At 64.7% G+C, this 15,960-nt stretch carries 12 protein-coding genes and 1 pseudogene; 8 read left to right on the top strand and 5 right to left on the bottom strand.

Annotation, left to right across the window (positions count from 1 at the left end; translation table 11 throughout):
- Positions 1–171 precede the first annotated feature (171 nt).
- The 3 genes from VGR99_RS35715 to VGR99_RS35705 all read left to right on the top strand — a co-directional run bounded on the left by VGR99_RS35715 (position 172) and on the right by VGR99_RS35705 (position 2,609).
- On the top strand, positions 172–1,542 hold the full coding sequence (locus tag VGR99_RS35715) for a sensor histidine kinase (RefSeq protein WP_326904648.1): 1,371 nt from the start codon (positions 172–174) through the stop codon (positions 1,540–1,542).
- Positions 1,543–1,549: 7 nt separating this feature from the next.
- Positions 1,550–2,203, top strand: a complete 654-nt coding sequence (locus VGR99_RS35710; RefSeq protein WP_326904647.1) for a response regulator transcription factor — start codon at positions 1,550–1,552, stop codon at positions 2,201–2,203.
- 109 nt (positions 2,204–2,312) lie between these two features.
- The gene (locus VGR99_RS35705) at positions 2,313–2,609 is read left to right on the top strand and encodes a hypothetical protein (protein ID WP_326904646.1); all 297 of its coding nucleotides are present in this window, start codon (positions 2,313–2,315) and stop codon (positions 2,607–2,609) included.
- A 33-nt stretch (positions 2,610–2,642) separates the two neighbouring features.
- On the opposite strand, the gene VGR99_RS35700 is transcribed toward VGR99_RS35705, so the two are convergent.
- Positions 2,643–3,230: a TetR family transcriptional regulator gene (locus tag VGR99_RS35700; protein ID WP_326904645.1), complete on the bottom strand. Its 588-nt coding sequence runs from the start codon at positions 3,228–3,230 to the stop codon at positions 2,643–2,645.
- A gap of 564 nt (positions 3,231–3,794) precedes the next feature.
- Here VGR99_RS35700 and purB point away from each other — a divergent pair.
- Complete coding sequence (gene purB, locus VGR99_RS35695) at positions 3,795–5,102, top strand: adenylosuccinate lyase (RefSeq protein ID WP_326904644.1); 1,308 nt, start codon at positions 3,795–3,797, stop codon at positions 5,100–5,102.
- 113 nt (positions 5,103–5,215) lie between these two features.
- The gene (locus VGR99_RS35690; protein WP_326904643.1) at positions 5,216–6,388 is read left to right on the top strand and encodes a M20 aminoacylase family protein; all 1,173 of its coding nucleotides are present in this window, start codon (positions 5,216–5,218) and stop codon (positions 6,386–6,388) included.
- A 122-nt stretch (positions 6,389–6,510) separates the two neighbouring features.
- Here the strand turns inward: VGR99_RS35690 and VGR99_RS35685 are convergent, their stop codons facing one another.
- The 3 genes and pseudogenes from VGR99_RS35685 to VGR99_RS35675 form a co-directional block, all read right to left on the bottom strand.
- Entirely contained in the window at positions 6,511–7,836 is a 1,326-nt protein-coding gene (locus tag VGR99_RS35685; RefSeq protein WP_326904642.1) for a hypothetical protein, read from the bottom strand.
- Between the two features lie 79 nt (positions 7,837–7,915).
- A pseudogene (locus tag VGR99_RS35680) lies at positions 7,916–8,115 on the bottom strand (acyl-CoA synthetase); the annotation flags it as partial.
- A 14-nt stretch (positions 8,116–8,129) separates the two neighbouring features.
- Positions 8,130–9,983 carry a CHASE3 domain-containing protein gene (locus VGR99_RS35675; protein ID WP_326904641.1) on the bottom strand — a complete coding sequence of 618 codons (1,854 nt, stop codon included), beginning with the start codon at positions 9,981–9,983 and terminating at the stop codon, positions 8,130–8,132.
- A gap of 231 nt (positions 9,984–10,214) precedes the next feature.
- Between VGR99_RS35675 and VGR99_RS35670 the strand changes: the two genes are divergently transcribed.
- Positions 10,215–11,555, top strand: coding sequence for an ABC transporter substrate-binding protein (locus VGR99_RS35670; RefSeq protein WP_326904640.1), 1,341 nt, complete (start codon positions 10,215–10,217; stop codon positions 11,553–11,555).
- Positions 11,556–11,624: 69 nt separating this feature from the next.
- Here the strand turns inward: VGR99_RS35670 and VGR99_RS35665 are convergent, their stop codons facing one another.
- Positions 11,625–13,532 carry an acyl-CoA synthetase gene (locus tag VGR99_RS35665; protein ID WP_326904639.1) on the bottom strand — a complete coding sequence of 636 codons (1,908 nt, stop codon included), beginning with the start codon at positions 13,530–13,532 and terminating at the stop codon, positions 11,625–11,627.
- 247 nt (positions 13,533–13,779) lie between these two features.
- On the opposite strand from VGR99_RS35665, the gene VGR99_RS35660 reads away from it, so the two are divergent.
- Both VGR99_RS35660 and VGR99_RS35655 read left to right on the top strand, forming a co-directional pair.
- On the top strand, positions 13,780–14,877 hold the full coding sequence (locus VGR99_RS35660) for a SecDF P1 head subdomain-containing protein (protein ID WP_326904638.1): 1,098 nt from the start codon (positions 13,780–13,782) through the stop codon (positions 14,875–14,877).
- A 243-nt stretch (positions 14,878–15,120) separates the two neighbouring features.
- Positions 15,121–15,927 carry a cyclic nucleotide-binding domain-containing protein gene (locus VGR99_RS35655; protein ID WP_326904637.1) on the top strand — a complete coding sequence of 269 codons (807 nt, stop codon included), beginning with the start codon at positions 15,121–15,123 and terminating at the stop codon, positions 15,925–15,927.
- The last annotated feature ends 33 nt before the right edge of the window (positions 15,928–15,960 follow it).

The following is a 15,960-nucleotide window of genomic DNA, read 5'->3' as shown; positions in this document are numbered from 1 at the left end:
GGCCTGCAAAGATTCCACCCCGATTAGATCAAAGCCGCCGCGCCCGGTCCAAAGACCCATGCCCAATCGGGCTTGGGAAATTTGCCCGAGCTGCGATCCTGCCGTTCCCTGCAATTGGCAAGGGGCGGCGGCGTTGTTAGGCTGAGCTTACCAAACGTCGGGGATGATCGCATGCGCCTCGTGCTTCAGCTTGTCGCCCGTCTGCTTCTGATCGTCGCGCTTTGCCTTGGCGCCGCGACCATATGGGCCACGTTCGATGCCTATCGCAGCGTCGACCGGGCGACCGCGGCCTCGGCGCAGCGGGTCGCGCAGGCACTTCAGGCATTGTATTGGCACGAGTTCTTGTTGCGCAGCAGCAGAACGCGCGAGCAGCTCCTGCCGGTTCCGGAATGGCGCACGCTGGAGACGATGAAGCTGATCTCGCCCGGCGTCTGCGTCGAGTTCCAGCCGGCCATCGCGTTCGAAAAGCCGCTCTGCGGCCAGAGCCAGGGGATCGGCAGAACGCCGCCGCGCTGGTTCGCATCGATCGTGCCGACCTTCCTCGGCAGCCACGCCGAGGTGGTGCGGCCGGTCAGTCCCCGCGCGGCGTCAGCCGGGACGGTCGTCGCGACGCCGGATGCCGCGGCCGCGATCTCGCTGGCCTGGGAGTACATTCTCAACGTGATCGACGTGGCGCTGCTGATGGCGGCGGCGATCGCCATCCTGGCCTCGCTTGCGATCGCCCATGCGCTCGCGCCCGCGCGCGCCATCGTCACCGCCCTGCAGCGCATGGCGCGGGGCCAATACCGCACAAAACTGCCGCGCTTCCGCTCGATGGAGCTGGCGATGATCGGGAACGCCGTCGGCGAGCTCGGCGGCCGGCTGGAGGAAGCAACCGAGCAGCGCGCGGCGCTGACAAGGCGACTGATCGAGATCCGCGACGACGAGCGCCGGGCGCTCGCGCGCGAGCTGCACGACGAGTTCGGGCAAAATCTCTCCGCCATCCTCGCCTTCGCCAACACGATCGAGACGGCGAGCACGAAGCAGGGCAAGGACAACGGCATTGCGCAAGATGCGCGCATGATCTCGCAGGCTACCCATCATCTGATGGCTTCGCTGCGCGACGCGCTGAAACGGCTGCGCAATCCCCTGCCCGAGGAGCTTGGGCTGGAAGCCAGCCTCGTCAATCTCGTTGACAGCTGGCGCTCGCAGAGCGCGGCGCGGCCGACCATCCAGCTCGACCTCCGGGGCGATCTTACCGATGTGCGGGGACCTGCCGCCACCACCGCCTATCGCGTCGCCCAGGAATGCCTGACCAACGCGCTCCGCCACGGTTCCGCGCGCGAGATTTCCTTGCTGATCGAGCGCCGCGCCGGCGATGACGACGCGCTGCTGATCCGCGTCGAGGACGACGGCGGCGGCGATGCCGAACGCGTCGCGCAGTCGGCCGGCTTCGGCCTCACCGGCATCCGCGAGCGTGTCACGGCGGCCGGTGGATCGCTGTCGATCCTGCCCGCGCGCGGCGGCCTCAGCGTGGCCGCCACCATTCCGCTCGCCGCGTGAGGTCGGGATGAGCGACGTCGCAGCAACAGGCATCTCCGTGCTGCTGGTGGACGACCACCCGATCGTCCGCCAAGGTTACCGCCGCGTGCTGGAAAGCCAGGGCGATCTGCATGTCGTCGCCGAAGCCGACAACGCCGCAGATGCCTATGGCGCCTTCAAGGCGCACGATCCTGACGTCGTCGTGCTCGATATCTCGATGCCCGGCGCGAGCGGGCTGGAAGCGATCCGCAACATCCGCGCGCGCAATCCGCGGGCGCGCATCCTCGTCTTCACCATGCACAACGAGGCGGTGCTGGTGAAGGCCGCATTCGGGGCCGGCGCCTCCGGCTTCGTCACCAAGAGCAGCGAGCCGTCCGCGGTGGTCACCGCAATCCGCGGCGTCGCCCGCGGCGAACGCGCCATGAGCGACGACATCGCGCATATCTTGGCCGAGGACAGCCTCTCCCCGAACGGCTCAGCGCTGGATCAATTAGGTGAGCGCGAGATCGAGATCCTGCGCCAGTTCGCCGGCGGCGCCACCACCGAGCAGATCGCGACCCATCTCAATCTCAGTGTGAAGACGGTGCAGAACTATCACTACCTCATCAAGACCAAGACCGGCGCGCGCACGGACGCGCAACTGGTGCGGCTGGCCGCGACTTGCGGGCTGACGCGGATTTAGCAGCAGAACTGCCGGATTACCTCGAATGACATGAAATTTCTCAATCTGCCGAGCGGATTGGAACGTAGACTATTCCATCGCGGTTGTCAGCAGAGTGGAGGAGTAGGTCATGAGTAAGGGTCATCACAAGACCGTCGCCCATCCCCCGATCATCACGGTAGGTGATCTCATCGACGAACTCTGTCGCCTGCCGGACACTGCCGTCGTCCACTTCCGCTGCCCCATGCTCGATCAGGAGCTCACATTCGAGCGCATGCGAAAACGATCGAAGGACGTCGTCGAAATCGCGATCAATGCGTATCCGGAGAGTCCGCGGATCGTACCATCGTCCGACGCCGCTTTCCGCGCGCGAACGCCTGCGCCATCGGTTCACAATGGCGCTCTTCTCCACAAGGCGAGAGGTTGATTGCCGCAGCGGTTATTTAACCGCCGCCGCGGTCTAGCAGGCCTTCAGCCCGCGCAGCAGCAGCGCAAGGGTCGCGTCCACGCGCGCCGGCAGCTCCGCGTCCTTCCACTCGTCGGCATGGGCCGGATGGTGGAAGCGGCTGGTGCCGTCGAAGACCGCGCGCGCGGTGACCTTGACGTCGTCCACGGCGAACACGCCCTGCTTGACGCCGTCGGCCAGGATCGCCGCGATCTGGTCGATCATGGTGTCCTTGTGGCATTTGACGGCGGCGCAGGCTTCGCGCGCCAGGGTCAGGTAGGTCTCGAACATCTCGGGGTCATCGAGCACGCGCGAACGCTTGGCGGCGAACAGCGTTCGCAGCCAACGGTCGAGCCTGTCCGGCGCCGGCCCCTGCTCCTCGGCGATCGCGAGCAGCGGCGCGTCGATGCGGTCCAGCCAGCGTTTGGCGACGGCCTCGCGCAGCGAGGCCTTGCTCGGGAAATGGCGATAGACGCTGCCGTGGCTCACATCGAGCGCACGGGCAACGTCAACCACGGTGGCCTTGGCAAGTCCGTAGCGCCGCAAAACGTCCTCGGTGACTTCGAGGATTCGCTCCGGCGTCAGGATAACGGCTTCATTCATGCCAGCACCTTGTTCCCGTTCAGGGTTCACCCGGCGATGACGCTATTTCCGAAGCGCCGTAGCCGGTCGTTCGGAAAGCTCTCGCCTTAATGAGGCAGTTTTGCAGCCTGCGCCGCGATCTGGCGCGCCACCAGCAAATTGAGCCAATGCCCAATCGTGCCGGTGAGGTTGATGATTTCGGTCGTCATTGTCTTAAGTCTCCATTCGTCCGCGGTCCCCACCCCAATTGCGACCCTCGATCCACCTTGTTACGGACCTCTGGGCTCCCCGGGAGGGATGACCACGGGACGCCCAATCGGAGCGTCCGGAAACGGATATACATGTCTCGCTGACAGATTTCAATATCTGTCAGTCAATGATCCGTGATTGACAGTTAATTTTTGTGGGCGGCCCCCGGCCGACGTCCGGGCTGGCCGGTCCGGTGGATAGTTCGGCCATCCCGCCGTCCCTGGGCCCAGACCGTTTGTTTCGCCCTGCCCGCTCTGGTAAATCACGGCGTAAAAAGCATTTTGGCAGGTCGCGTCCCCCCCTCGGGCCGCCCGCCCACCTTCCTGGAGCCGTCCAATGATCCCCCGCTATACCCGTCCCGAAATGGCCTCGATCTGGGAGCCGCAGACCCGGTTCAAGATCTGGTTCGAGATCGAGGCGCATGCGGCGGACGCCCTCGCCGAGCTCGGGACCATCCCCAAGGAAGCCGCCAAGACGGTCTGGGCCAAGGCCAAGGACGCCACGTTCGACGTCGCCCGCATCGACGAGATCGAGCGCGAGACCAAGCACGACGTCATCGCCTTCCTCACCCACCTCGCCGAGATCGTCGGCCCCGACGCGCGCTTCGTGCACCAGGGCATGACCTCCTCCGACGTGCTCGACACCTGCCTCAACGTCCAGCTCACCCGCGCCGCCGGCCTCCTGCTCGCCGACCTCGACAAGGTGCTGGCCGCGCTGAAGAAGCGCGCCTTCGAGCACAAGATGACGCCGACCATCGGCCGCAGCCACGGCATCCATGCCGAGCCCGTCACCTTCGGCCTCAAGCTCGCTTATGCCTATGCCGAATTCACGCGCGCCAAGGAGCGCCTGATCGCGGCGCGCAAGGAAGTCGCGACCTGCGCCATCTCCGGCGCCGTCGGCACCTTCGCGCAGATCGATCCGCGCGTCGAAGAGCATGTCGCCAAGGCAATGGGCCTCGTCCCCGAGCCGATCTCGACCCAGGTGATCCCGCGCGACCGCCATGCGATGTATTTCTCGACGCTGGGCGTGATCGCCTCCTCGGTCGAGCGCATCGCGGTGGAGATCCGCCACATGCAGCGCACCGAGGTGCTCGAGGCCGAGGAGTTCTTCTCGGAGGGACAGAAGGGCTCCTCCGCGATGCCGCACAAGCGCAACCCGGTGCTGTCGGAAAACCTCACCGGCCTCTCCCGCATGGTGCGCGCCTATGTGACGCCGGCGCTGGAGAACGTCGTGCTCTGGCACGAGCGCGACATCTCGCACTCCTCCGCCGAGCGCATGATGGGCCCGGACGCGACCGTGACGCTCGACTTCGCGCTGGTCCGCCTCGCCGGCCTGATCGACAAGCTGCTGGTGTACCCCGCCAACATGCAGAAGAACCTCGACCGCCTCGGCGGACTTGTTCACTCGCAGCGCGTGCTGCTGGCGCTGACGCAGAAGGGCGCGAGCCGCGAAGATTCCTACAAGCTCGTACAGCGCAACGCGATGCCGGTCTGGCGCGGCGAAGGCGACTTCCTCCAGCTCCTGAAGAAGGACACGGAGGTGAAGAAATATCTCAACGACGCCGAGCTCGAGGAGCTGTTCGACCTCGGCTATCACCTCAAGCACGTCGACACGATCTTCAAGCGCGTGTTCGGCGAGAGCTGAACGCCGCTGCCGTAGCCCGGGTGAGCGCAGCGATACCCGGGAGATCTCTTGCGACAGATCCCGGATGTCGCTTCGCTCATCCGGGCTACAACAACCAACAACGGATCACCCTCATGCCCATCGTCAACCGCATCGCAGCCCTCTCCGACGAAATGGCCGCATGGCGCCATGACTTCCACGAGAACCCCGAGCTGCTCTACGAAGTCCACCGCACCGCCGGCATCGTCGCCGACAAGCTGCGCGAGTTCGGCTGCGACGAGGTGGTGACGGGCATCGGCCGCACCGGCGTCGTCGGCGTCATCCGCGGCCGCAAATCCGCCTCCGGCAAGACCATTGGCCTGCGCGCCGACATGGACGCGCTGCCGATCATGGAAACCGCCGAAGTGCCCTACGCCTCGAAGATTCCGGGCAAGATGCACGCCTGCGGCCATGACGGCCACACCGCAATGCTGCTCGGCGCCGCGAAGTACCTCGCCGAAACGCGCAATTTCGACGGCACCGCGATCATGATCTTCCAGCCCGCCGAGGAAGGCGGCGGCGGCGGCAAGGCCATGGTCGATGACGGCCTGATGACGCGCTGGAACATCGACCAGGTCTACGGCATGCACAACATGCCGGGCCTGCCCGAAGGCCATTTCGCCACCACGCCGGGGCCGATGCTCGCCTCCTCCGACAACATCCGCATCACCGTCCGCGGCAAGGGCGGCCACGCCGGCGCCACCCCGCATCAGGCGATCGACAGCGTCCTGATCGGCTCGCAGATCGTGAACGCGCTGCAATCGATCGTCGCCCGCAACATCGATCCGCTGAAATCGGCGGTGATCTCGGTCACGCAGTTCCACGCCGGCACCGCCTTCAACATCATCCCCGAGACCGCCGAACTCAGCGGCACCGTGCGCACACTCGACCCTGAGGTGCGCGATCTCGTCGAGCGCCGCATCGGCGAAGTCGCCGACAGCGTCGCCCGCGCCTATGGCGGCACGGCGGAGACGAAATATTCGCGCATGTATCCTGTGACGATGAATCATGCGCGCGAGGCCGGCGTCGCTGCCGACGTTGCCCGCGGCATCGTCGGTGCCGAGCGCGTCAACGACCGCTTCATCCCGATGATGGGCGCGGAGGATTTCTCGTTCATGCTGGAGGCGCGTCCCGGCGCCATGGTGCTGGTCGGCATGGGCGACAGCCCGGCGTGCCACCACCCGGCCTACGTCTTCAACGACAACATTTTGGGCCACGGCGCTTCGTTCTGGGTGCGCCTGATCGAAACGGCGATGCCGGCGGGTTAGAACCGCATTCACCGTCATTGTAGCCCGGGTGAGCGGAGCGACACCCGGGACGGCCTTGAGCACAATCGCGACACTGTCCCGGATATCGCTCCGCTCATCCGGGCTACGAGACTGCGCGCCGTTCACCCCTCATACTGCAGCACATGCATCCCGGCATTCCAGTCTGACACGAACATCATCCCGTCAGGCCGGACATAGGCATCGCAAGTCTTCGCCGCGAGCGCGACGTTCGGGCGGGGATCTATCAGCTTCTTCGGCGTCGGCGGCACCCAATACGCGATCTCCCTGGGCGCAAAGGCGTCCTTGATGTCGAACACCCTCACCCCGGCATTGTTGTAGGTCGCGAAAATCGTCTCCTCGCTCTGGAACGAGCCCGGGCGGTTCTCGTGCAGATTATGCGGGCCGAACGTGCCGTTGGTGCAGAAATCGCGGTCGCGCGGGGTCGGCAGGGTTGCGATCGGCACCGGGTTCTGCGGCGCGCGCACGTCGAGCACGAATGTGTGGAACAGGCCCTTGGCACATTGGTCCGCATTGGCTTCGTCCGCGACCACCGCGAGCTGGCGCTTGGGCAGCGGCAGCGGCGTATGCGTGCCGCCGGCAAAGGGCGGCGACCAGTTGATGTGCGACAGCAGCTTCGGATTGATGGGATCGCTGATGTCGTGGATGGTGAAGCCGCCGTCGCGCCAGGCCGCATAGCCGCGGTCGCCCGCCGTGATCATGTGATGCAGCGCAAAGCGCTTGCCCTTCGGCGTCGCCGGCTCACCGGCCGCGCGGTTCATACCCGGCAGCCACCATTTCGCGACCACTTCCGGCTTCGTGATGGTCTTGAGATCGACGATGCAGAGGATGTGATCGGTGAAGCCGTCGAAATGCGCCGACACATAGGCGTAGCGGCCGCCCGGCCACCAGAGACGGTTGATGCCGAAGCCCGGCATTTCGAGGAACGCGATCTCGCGCATCTCGCCCGGCTTCGAAATGTCGTGGATCGAGAGGCCGGAGCGGAATTTCTTCGCCTTGGTGATGCTGTCGGCCAGCGTGTTCTCGAAATAGCCGCGCATGTTGTCGTAGGACTGCATCGCGACGATGTTGGCGCCGTTCGCGAGCAGCAGCATGTCTTCGGCCACCTGGAGATGATGGGTGCGGGTGTATTGTCCTGCGGTGAAGAAATTGACCGGCTTCAGCGCGCGCGGATCGGAGGCGTCGAGGATCGTCACGCCGTCGCTGAACATGTGCCCGACATAGATGTGCTGCCGGTTGAACATCACCTGCACGCTGTCGGGCCGGCCGCCGATGTCGCTGTAGGAGATGTGCTTGATGCCCTTGCCGATGCCCTCCGGCGGAATGTCCGGCTCTGCAGCCCGCGCCGGTCCCGACCATCCAGCGAGCGCGGCGGCTCCGAACACGCCCGACAATTGTTGAAGGTGACGGCGGCGAGAGACTCCAGGCATCGCGTTTCCCCAAGTGTTTTTTGGGGATGATGCGCGCTTGCGGCAAGGCACGCAAGCCTGGAGTCGCCGCGTCCCTCAGCTACGCCTGCACCACTTCGTGCCGCATCACGAACGGCGCGAGCAGCGTGTGCACCTCGCCGGCGACGATGTCGCGCTGATCCGGCGGCAGGCCCGCCAGCGTGACGGTCGCGATCGAGCCGTGGTGCCGTGCGCACCGACCTTCACCTTGCAATCGATGCCGCGCTCGCTGAGTGGCGTCAGCATGTTGGTGCAGACTTGCTACGCGGCGCTCGTCATCGGGCCGCCGAGCGTAGACCTATTGGCTCATCCGCCCTCATCGGACGAGATGCGGTCTGGTTTGACGCGAGAGGCAAAGTGAACTGGAAGACGGCACCCCGAGGCTCGTTTGCACCAGCCCACATCCGTCCGCCATGCGCCTCGATGATCGAGCGGCAAATGGCGAGGCCCATCCCCATACCTGTGGGCTTCGTGCTGTAGAAGGCTTCGAACAGGCGTTCCACGTTCTTCGGATCCAGCCCCAGACCGGAATCCCGCAAAGTGACGTGCACGCCGTCCGATGCATCCCGACCGGTGCTGATCAGCAACTCGCGTTCCCCCTCGCCGACCGCGGCCATAGCCTCGATCGCGTTAACGATCAGGTTGAGCATCACTTGCTGAAGTTGAACCCGATCTGCCTGAACGGCTGGCAAGTCCTCGGCAAATTGCGTTCGCACCGAGACGCTGTTCTTGAACGCTTCGCTGCGGGTCAGCGCAATGACCTCAAGCACCGCTGGGTTGATCTCCAGATTCTCTTTTTGCGGGGGAGCATTCCTGATGAGCGCCCGAATCCGGCCGATGATGTCGCCGGCTCGCATGCCGTCACTGGCAATCCAGCCGAACGTCTGTCGAACCCGCTCCAAATTTGGCGGTTGGGCCTCCAGCCAGTTCAACCCGGCCTCGACGTTCGCCACCATCGCCGCGATAGGCTGGTTGACTTCATGGGCAATCGAAGCGGTGAGTTGCCCCATCGTAGTGACGCGATTTGCGTGCGCGAGTTCCATCAGGGCTTCACGGTAGCGCCGCTCGTGTTCGCGGCTTTCGGCTTCCGCCCGCTTGAGAGGCGTCAGATCAAGGACGAAGCCGACGCCATTATCCGTACCTTCCCCAAACATGGTCCCGCCGATCAGCACCGGCACACGGCTTCCGTCCTTCCGCAGATACTCCTTCTCGAATGGTTGGGCCGACCCGACCCGCTTCAATTCCGCCACGGTATGCAAATCGCGGTCGCGCCATTCCGGCGGTGTGAGGTCGGTCCGATGCAGACGCCCTGAGGCGAGATCCTCCCGGTCGTATCCCACGATGCGAAGGAATGCATCGTTGGCCTCGAGAATGCGTCCCTCGACTTCCCAGATGATGATGCCGATGATGTTGGCATCGAACAGGCGCCTGATCTTGATATCCCGTGCTGCAAGATCGCTCTGGAGCTGGATGTTCTCCTCGGTCGCCTTTCTTCTCCGTTTCGCTTCGAGCCGCGCGAGCGCCAACGCCGCTCCGGCCAGCGCGACGAGGAGGACAACGGCGCCGGCGATCAGCCAGGTCCAGCGTCGCTCGAATGCTTCAGCGCGCGCCTCCCGGTCGGCGAGCCGAAAGCGCTCGTGATCCACCATCTGGTCGATTTGCGAGCGGATCTCGTCCATGCTGCGGATCATTGCCAGCGCGGCCAGCCCGGACGTGCCGGCCGTCTTCAGTAGCTCGTCGATTTCGCGTAGCGTTGCTGCAACGGTCAGTGCCAGATGTCCGGCCCGAAGGCCCTGCAACGGATCGTCCGCGACCAGCGTCTGCAGCGCCTGAGCCTCCCGCCGTACACTTTCGTCAGAGACGCCGTAGGCCTTGAGATAGGCGGGGTCGAGGGTCATGAGATACCCGCGCCTTTCGGTCTCCAGTTCCGCGACGATCGCCCGCAGCCGATCGAGCGTTTCGAGCACCTGGCGGCTATGCTCGGTGAAGTGATGAGCTGCTTGCCGCTCCTCCCAATATTGCAGGCCGAGGAGGCTGGTCGCGGCAAACAAGGCCGCAAGCACTGCGACCGCAAGAATCAGCGGACGAGCAAACCACCGCAGATAATAGCCAGGAGCAAGGACTGACATTGGCCGTGGATCTTCGACGCGCGTCGGACCGGAGCGTTGCCGGAACGATAGCATGGGCGGGTCCGCACAGGTGAGCGGGGAACCAGCTATTCTCGACGCACACTACACCGGCGCCGAAATCCGCCAGTTGGCGGGGCACAATGTCACGGGTGACGTCTCCTTTGTTGCAATTGACTGCCCGCAATTGGGAGCGCCAACATGGTGCCAGGCGGAAACTCAGGGAGCGGTGGGGTGTCAACCAGCCGTCGGAGCTTCGTCAAGGGATTGGGAGCGGCGGGAGCCGTCTTGCCGGCAGTCGGGCTGTTGCCAGGGCGAGGCCTGGCGGAGGATGCCCCCCCGGCCGATGCCGCCGCGATCGACTGGAAGCAATTTGCGGGACAGACTATCGCGCTCTCGGGCGCGATCCATCCGTGGTCGAATGCGATCGCGCCGCTGTTGCCGGAGTTCACCATACTCACCGGCATCAACGTCAGCATCGATTTCCAACTGGAAACCACGTACCTCGGTGCGCTGCCGATCAGGCTCGCCCGCGGCAGCAGCACGCCCGACGTCTTCATGTTCACGACCTATGGCCAGGGCATCTCGAATGGATGGCTGGAGCCGCTCAACGGCTATTTTTCCAACAGGTCGCTGACCGATCCCGCATGGTATGACGAGAGCGACCTGCTCAAGACGGCTCGAGCTTTCCCACTTTGGTCGGACCGTGAACGGTATGCCGTCCCGATTACCTCCGAGGCGATGACGCTTTTCATCAACAAGGATGCGCTGGCAGCCAAGGACCAGCCGCTTCCCCAGACTTTCGAAGAGCTGCTTGTCGCCGCCAGGACGGTCAAGACCAACGGGATGTCAGGGATCACCATGCGGGCCCAGGCCGGCGGCAATTCCTCCCCACCGGCCATGGGCTTCGTGTTCTCCTACGGTGGGGCTATGGTCGAGCACAACAGGGTCGCTTTCGCGAGCCCGGAGGCGATCGCGGCCGTCGAGATGTACGGACAGCTGCTCAGCCAGGCCGGGCCTGCCGGCGTCGGCAGCTATGAATGGTACAACGTGCTGGACGACTTCCTCCAGGGACGGACGGCGATGGCAATCGACAGCAGCAACTTCGCTACCGACATCTCCAATCCAGCGAAAAGCCGTGTCGCCAAGCAGGCTGGGTTTGCAACCTTTCCGCATCTCGCCGGCCGCGGACCCGTCCCCTTCATGTCGCACTGGCAGGCGTGCATCAATTCCAAATCCCGAAACAAGCGGGCGGCTTTCCTGTTCCTGCTCTGGGCAACGAGCAAGGCGACCTCGTTGCGGACTGCTGCTGCGGGGCTGGCGACGACACGCGTGTCGGCCTGGTCGAGCGACGGTTTCAAGACCGCGTTCGGCTCGGAGGCAGCAGAGGCGGCGCTGACCAACTTGCAGAATGCCGATGTCGACCGCGCCAAGGCGATCCTTTTCCATCCGCAATCGAGACCGATCCTGGACGCCTTCATGATCGGCGTGAATGAAGTGGTCAACGGTGCGAAATCGGCGAAGGATGCGATGACGGGCGCAGCCGAAAGGGCCAATGCGGCGATCCGCGGGTAGCGGCGATGCGCAATGCAATCGAAAGAAATGGGGCCATGCCGCATGCGGCCCCATCGGGCTTACCCCCAACTAGCCGAAAACCACCTCGTGCCGCATCACGAACGGCGCGAGCAGCGTGTGCACCTCGCCGGCGACGATGTCGCGCTGATCCGGCGGCAGACCCGCCAGCGTGACGGTCGCGATCGAGCCGTGGCTGCCATGCGCGCCGACCTTCACCTTGCAATCGATGCCGCGCTCGCTGAGCGGCCTCAGCACCTTGGTGAAGACACGCTGCGCGGCGTCCCAGCGCAGTTGCGGCTTGAACACCTTGCCGACGCCGGTGACCGGCATCGGGTCGATCGCAATGACCTGCACCGGCACCGCGGCCCGCTCCGGCGTGCGCTCGCGCACCCACGCTTCGAGCTCACCGGGCTTAACCGTCGCGCCCGGCTTGAGCTGAACGTAACCCACCGGCAGCTCGCCGGCATAGGCGTCGGGCTGGCCGACCACCGCGGCAAAGCCGACAGCGGGATGGCGGAACATGATCTCCTCGATCGGCGCCGGATCGATGTTGTGGCCGCCGCGGATCACGAGATCCTTGGCGCGACCGGTGATCCAGAGATAGCCGTCGGCATCAAGCCGGCCGAGATCGCCGGAATTGACCCAGACCTCGTCGACGAAGGCGCCTTTGTTGTGCTCGTCGTTGAGATAGCCGCCGAAAACGCCGGGCCCGGCCATGACGACGACGCCGATCTCGTCAGGCGCACAGTCGCGGATCAGGCGACCGTCGGCATCGAGCTGCACGATGCGCACGCGCGCGTAAGGCATCGGCAGGCCGACCGAGCCGAGCCTGATCGGCCGCGACGGATAGGCCAGCGTGTGCACGCTCGACGTCTCGGTCATGCCGTAGACCTCGACCACCGGCAGCTTCAGCTTCTCCTGGATCGCCGAGCCGACGGCGACCGGAATGGCCGAGCCACCGCCGGCGGCATATTTCAGGCTGGAGATATCCGCGCTGCCCGGCGGCACCGCGAGCGTTGCGGCGAGCACGGTCGGCACGCTCGACAGCGCCTCCGGCTTGAACCGCTCGACCAGTCCCCAGATGTTCTTGACGGAGTTCGGATTGCGCCAGCCGCTCGGCGACAGAACGACCAACGAGCCGCCGGCCGACAGCGTGAGCAGCACCTGCGTCAGCGATCCGCCGACGTGAAACAGCGGCATGCCGAACAGCATGTTGGCGCCGGGCTTCGCCTTCAGCAGCAGATTGAGCGCCCAGGCCTGATAGACTTGGTTGGCGTGGGTGTGCCGCACCAGCTTCGGCGTGCCGGTGGTGCCGCCGGTGTGAAAATAGGCGGCGATGTCACTGCCGAGAATCTTGCGCCCGCTGACAAGCCGGTCCGACGGCTGTTGCTTGATCAGGTCGTTGAATGCGAAAATTCCGTTGGCGGGATCGCCGCCACCGAACACCTGCACGATCGCCTTGAGGTGTTTCAGTTGCGGCCTGATCTGCTCGACCTTCTGCCAGATATCGGTGCCGGGCATCGGCCCCAGCGCCACCAGGATCTTGGTGTTCGCGGCTTCCAGGATCTCGGCGATCTGGTGCGGCTCGAGCAGCGGATTGACCGGATTGGCGATGCCCGCGGCCTCGGCGCCGAACAGCGTCACGAAGGCGTCGGGCACCAGCGGCAACATGAAGGAGATGACGTCGCCCTTCTCCGCGCCGAGCGCGTGAAACATGTTGGCGGCCTGCGTGACACGCGCGATGAAATCACGGTAGTTCACCACGACGGGCGTATCGGCCGGATCGGCATTTTGCAGGAACTGGATCGCTGCGCCGTCGGGATTGCGCGCCGCACCTAGCCTGATGGCGTCATAGGTGCTCTCGGCCGCGACGCGATCGGCGTATGGGACCTGCTCGAAAGCTCGAACCTCTTCGTCGGTCGCCAGCTCCGGATAGTCGTGGCCAATGAAGCGATCGAGCGCGTGAATGCCCGCCATGGAATTCCGTCCTCCCTCAGGTGCATTTCCCCGCCCCCTGTCTTTTCGACATTTTGGTTGCGAGGCCCCGACCGATGACCGGTCGAACGTGGACAGAATGATGGATGATTGAGCGTTCGTCCATGGTTTAACGGCTACGGTCGTAGCGCAAGTGTCCGAGGCCTTTGAACCTTCGCGCCCGATCGGGGGACCAAGAACAGGCCTTGGATTCGACTGCCAGCGTCCTGCCGCAAGACTTGAGGTGATCATGACCACGCCCCCGCGGGACCGCACTGCACGGCTGTTCGCCGCGCTCGCCATAACATCCATGATCATGGCGTCTGCGATCACCCTGCCCCGCGCGGCGCTGGCCGAGGACGGCCAGCTCGACAAGATGCGCGCCAAGATCGCGGCCTTCATCGGCGACAAGATGGAGAAGCTGGGCGGCTCGCGCATCATCTACAAGGTTGACGCCGACGGCCTGCGCGAGAGCGTCGTCACGGATTTGCGCGACGACGTCTACAAGACCCTGCGCGAGGGCAAGATCGCCTTCTCCGGTCTTGCGATCCGCGATGGCGGCGTCGAGGTGAAGATTGCCGACGCCAAGGGCCGCGACCAGCTCAAGAGCAAGCTCGCTTCGGCCGCGGAAGGATTGCCGTCGCATGCGCTCAACGTGACCGATGACGGCGACGGACTGATGAGGCTCGCACCGACCGATGCCGCATCCGCGGCACGGCTCCGCGAGCTCGTCGAGGATTCCATCGCGATGATCGAACAGCGCCTTAGGGATGCCGGCATCAAGCTCGCCGGCGTCATGCCCGATGGGGCCGATCGCATCCGCATCTTCCTGCCAGGGATGATGGAGCCTGATCGCGTGACTGCGATCTTCGCGACGAAGGTCAAGGTCAGCTTCCGACTGATCGACGTCTCGATGTCGGCGGAACAGGCGCAATCCGGCACCCCGCCCGCGGGCACGGAAGTGCTGCCCGGTTTCAAGGATAATCGCCCCTATCTGGTCGCCAAAGACAGCGCGCTCGACGGCGACGACATCAGCTACGCCGGACCGGGCTTTGCGACCGGCACCAAGGACCCGATTGCCTCGTTCCGCTTCAACGGCCGCGGCACACGGCGCTTCGCCCATGTCACCGCCGAGAACGTCGGAAGGCCCTTCGCCATCGTACTCGACGGCAAGGTGGTCTCCGCCCCCGTGATCCGCGAACCCATCACCGGCGGCTCGGGCCAGATCTCCGGCAATTTCACCCTGGAGGAAGCGAGCAGCGTCGCCATGCTGCTGCGTGCCGGCTCGCTCCCGGGGCATCTTGGCCTGGTCGACCAGCAGGTCGTGCAGCCCGCCGCCAAGCCGTAGGGCGGAGAGTGCGGGGCGTCCCCTCCCCCGCCCGGCCCAAAGCCCGCAGTCGCGGCCCGAATCACGGGTCTGACGCGGTCATACACGCAACCAACAGGCAATTGCCGAAACGCACGATCAGGCTAAAATTTGCCTCTTGCGGCATGACGGCCGGTGGCTTCATTCAAGCGGTCGTCATTCGATTTCGGCTATACGTGTCGAGCATACCGACCAGGACTGAAGGCCTTACGCGGGGTTAGTACCATGCCGTCCGGCAGCGCAGACATATCCTCGATCCTCGACCGCATTCTCGATGCGGCGACGGACAACCTCAGGATCGCGAAGATCCTGGTCCAGATGGGCCTCGATCCGAACAACGTCACCTATGACGCGATCTTCAACCGGCTGCTCGAGATCTTCGTCCACAACATCACGCTGGCCAATTTGTTTGCCGCCGTCGGCGCCGGCTTCTTCGTCGCCACGATCCTGATGCGGACGATGGTGCCCCTGCGCGTCGCCAACATGATCGGCTGCGTCTTCTTCGCCATCTTCGGCGCGCTCTCCGCCAACGTCTCGACGTTCCTGCTCTATCTCTTGATGCTTCCGATCAACGCCCTGCGGCTGCGGCAGATGCTCAAGCTGGTCAAGAAGGCGCGCCATGCCGCCGAGGGCGACATGTCGATCGAATGGCTCAAGCCGTTCATGACCGAGCGCAAATATCGCCGCGGCGACACGCTGTTCAAGCTCGGCGACCCCGCCAAGGAGATGCTCCTCACCGTCACCGGAAAATTCCTGGTCAAGGAGATCAGTGTCGAGATCGGGCCCGGCGCGCTGATGGGCGAGCTCGGCTTCCTCACGCCGGACAACCGCCGCACCGGAACCATCGAATGCATCGAAGACGGCCAGGTGCTGACGATCACCTATGACCGCCTGCTCGAGATCTACTTTCAGGATCCGCAGTTCGGCTATTACTTCCTGGTGTTGACCAGCCAGCGCCTCTTGCAGAACATCGATCGCCTGCAGAAGCAGTTGAACGCGGCGCGGGCGCCGACCACGAACCGGATCGCGTGAACCGGGCAGCCGAATGCGCTTCGGCTACCCGGC

Origin of the sequence: Bradyrhizobium sp. (assembly GCF_035935975.1) — a bacterium.
In the GTDB taxonomy this organism is placed as follows: Bacteria; Pseudomonadota; Alphaproteobacteria; order Rhizobiales; family Xanthobacteraceae; genus Bradyrhizobium.
This window is presented reverse-complemented; position numbering and strand designations above follow the sequence as displayed.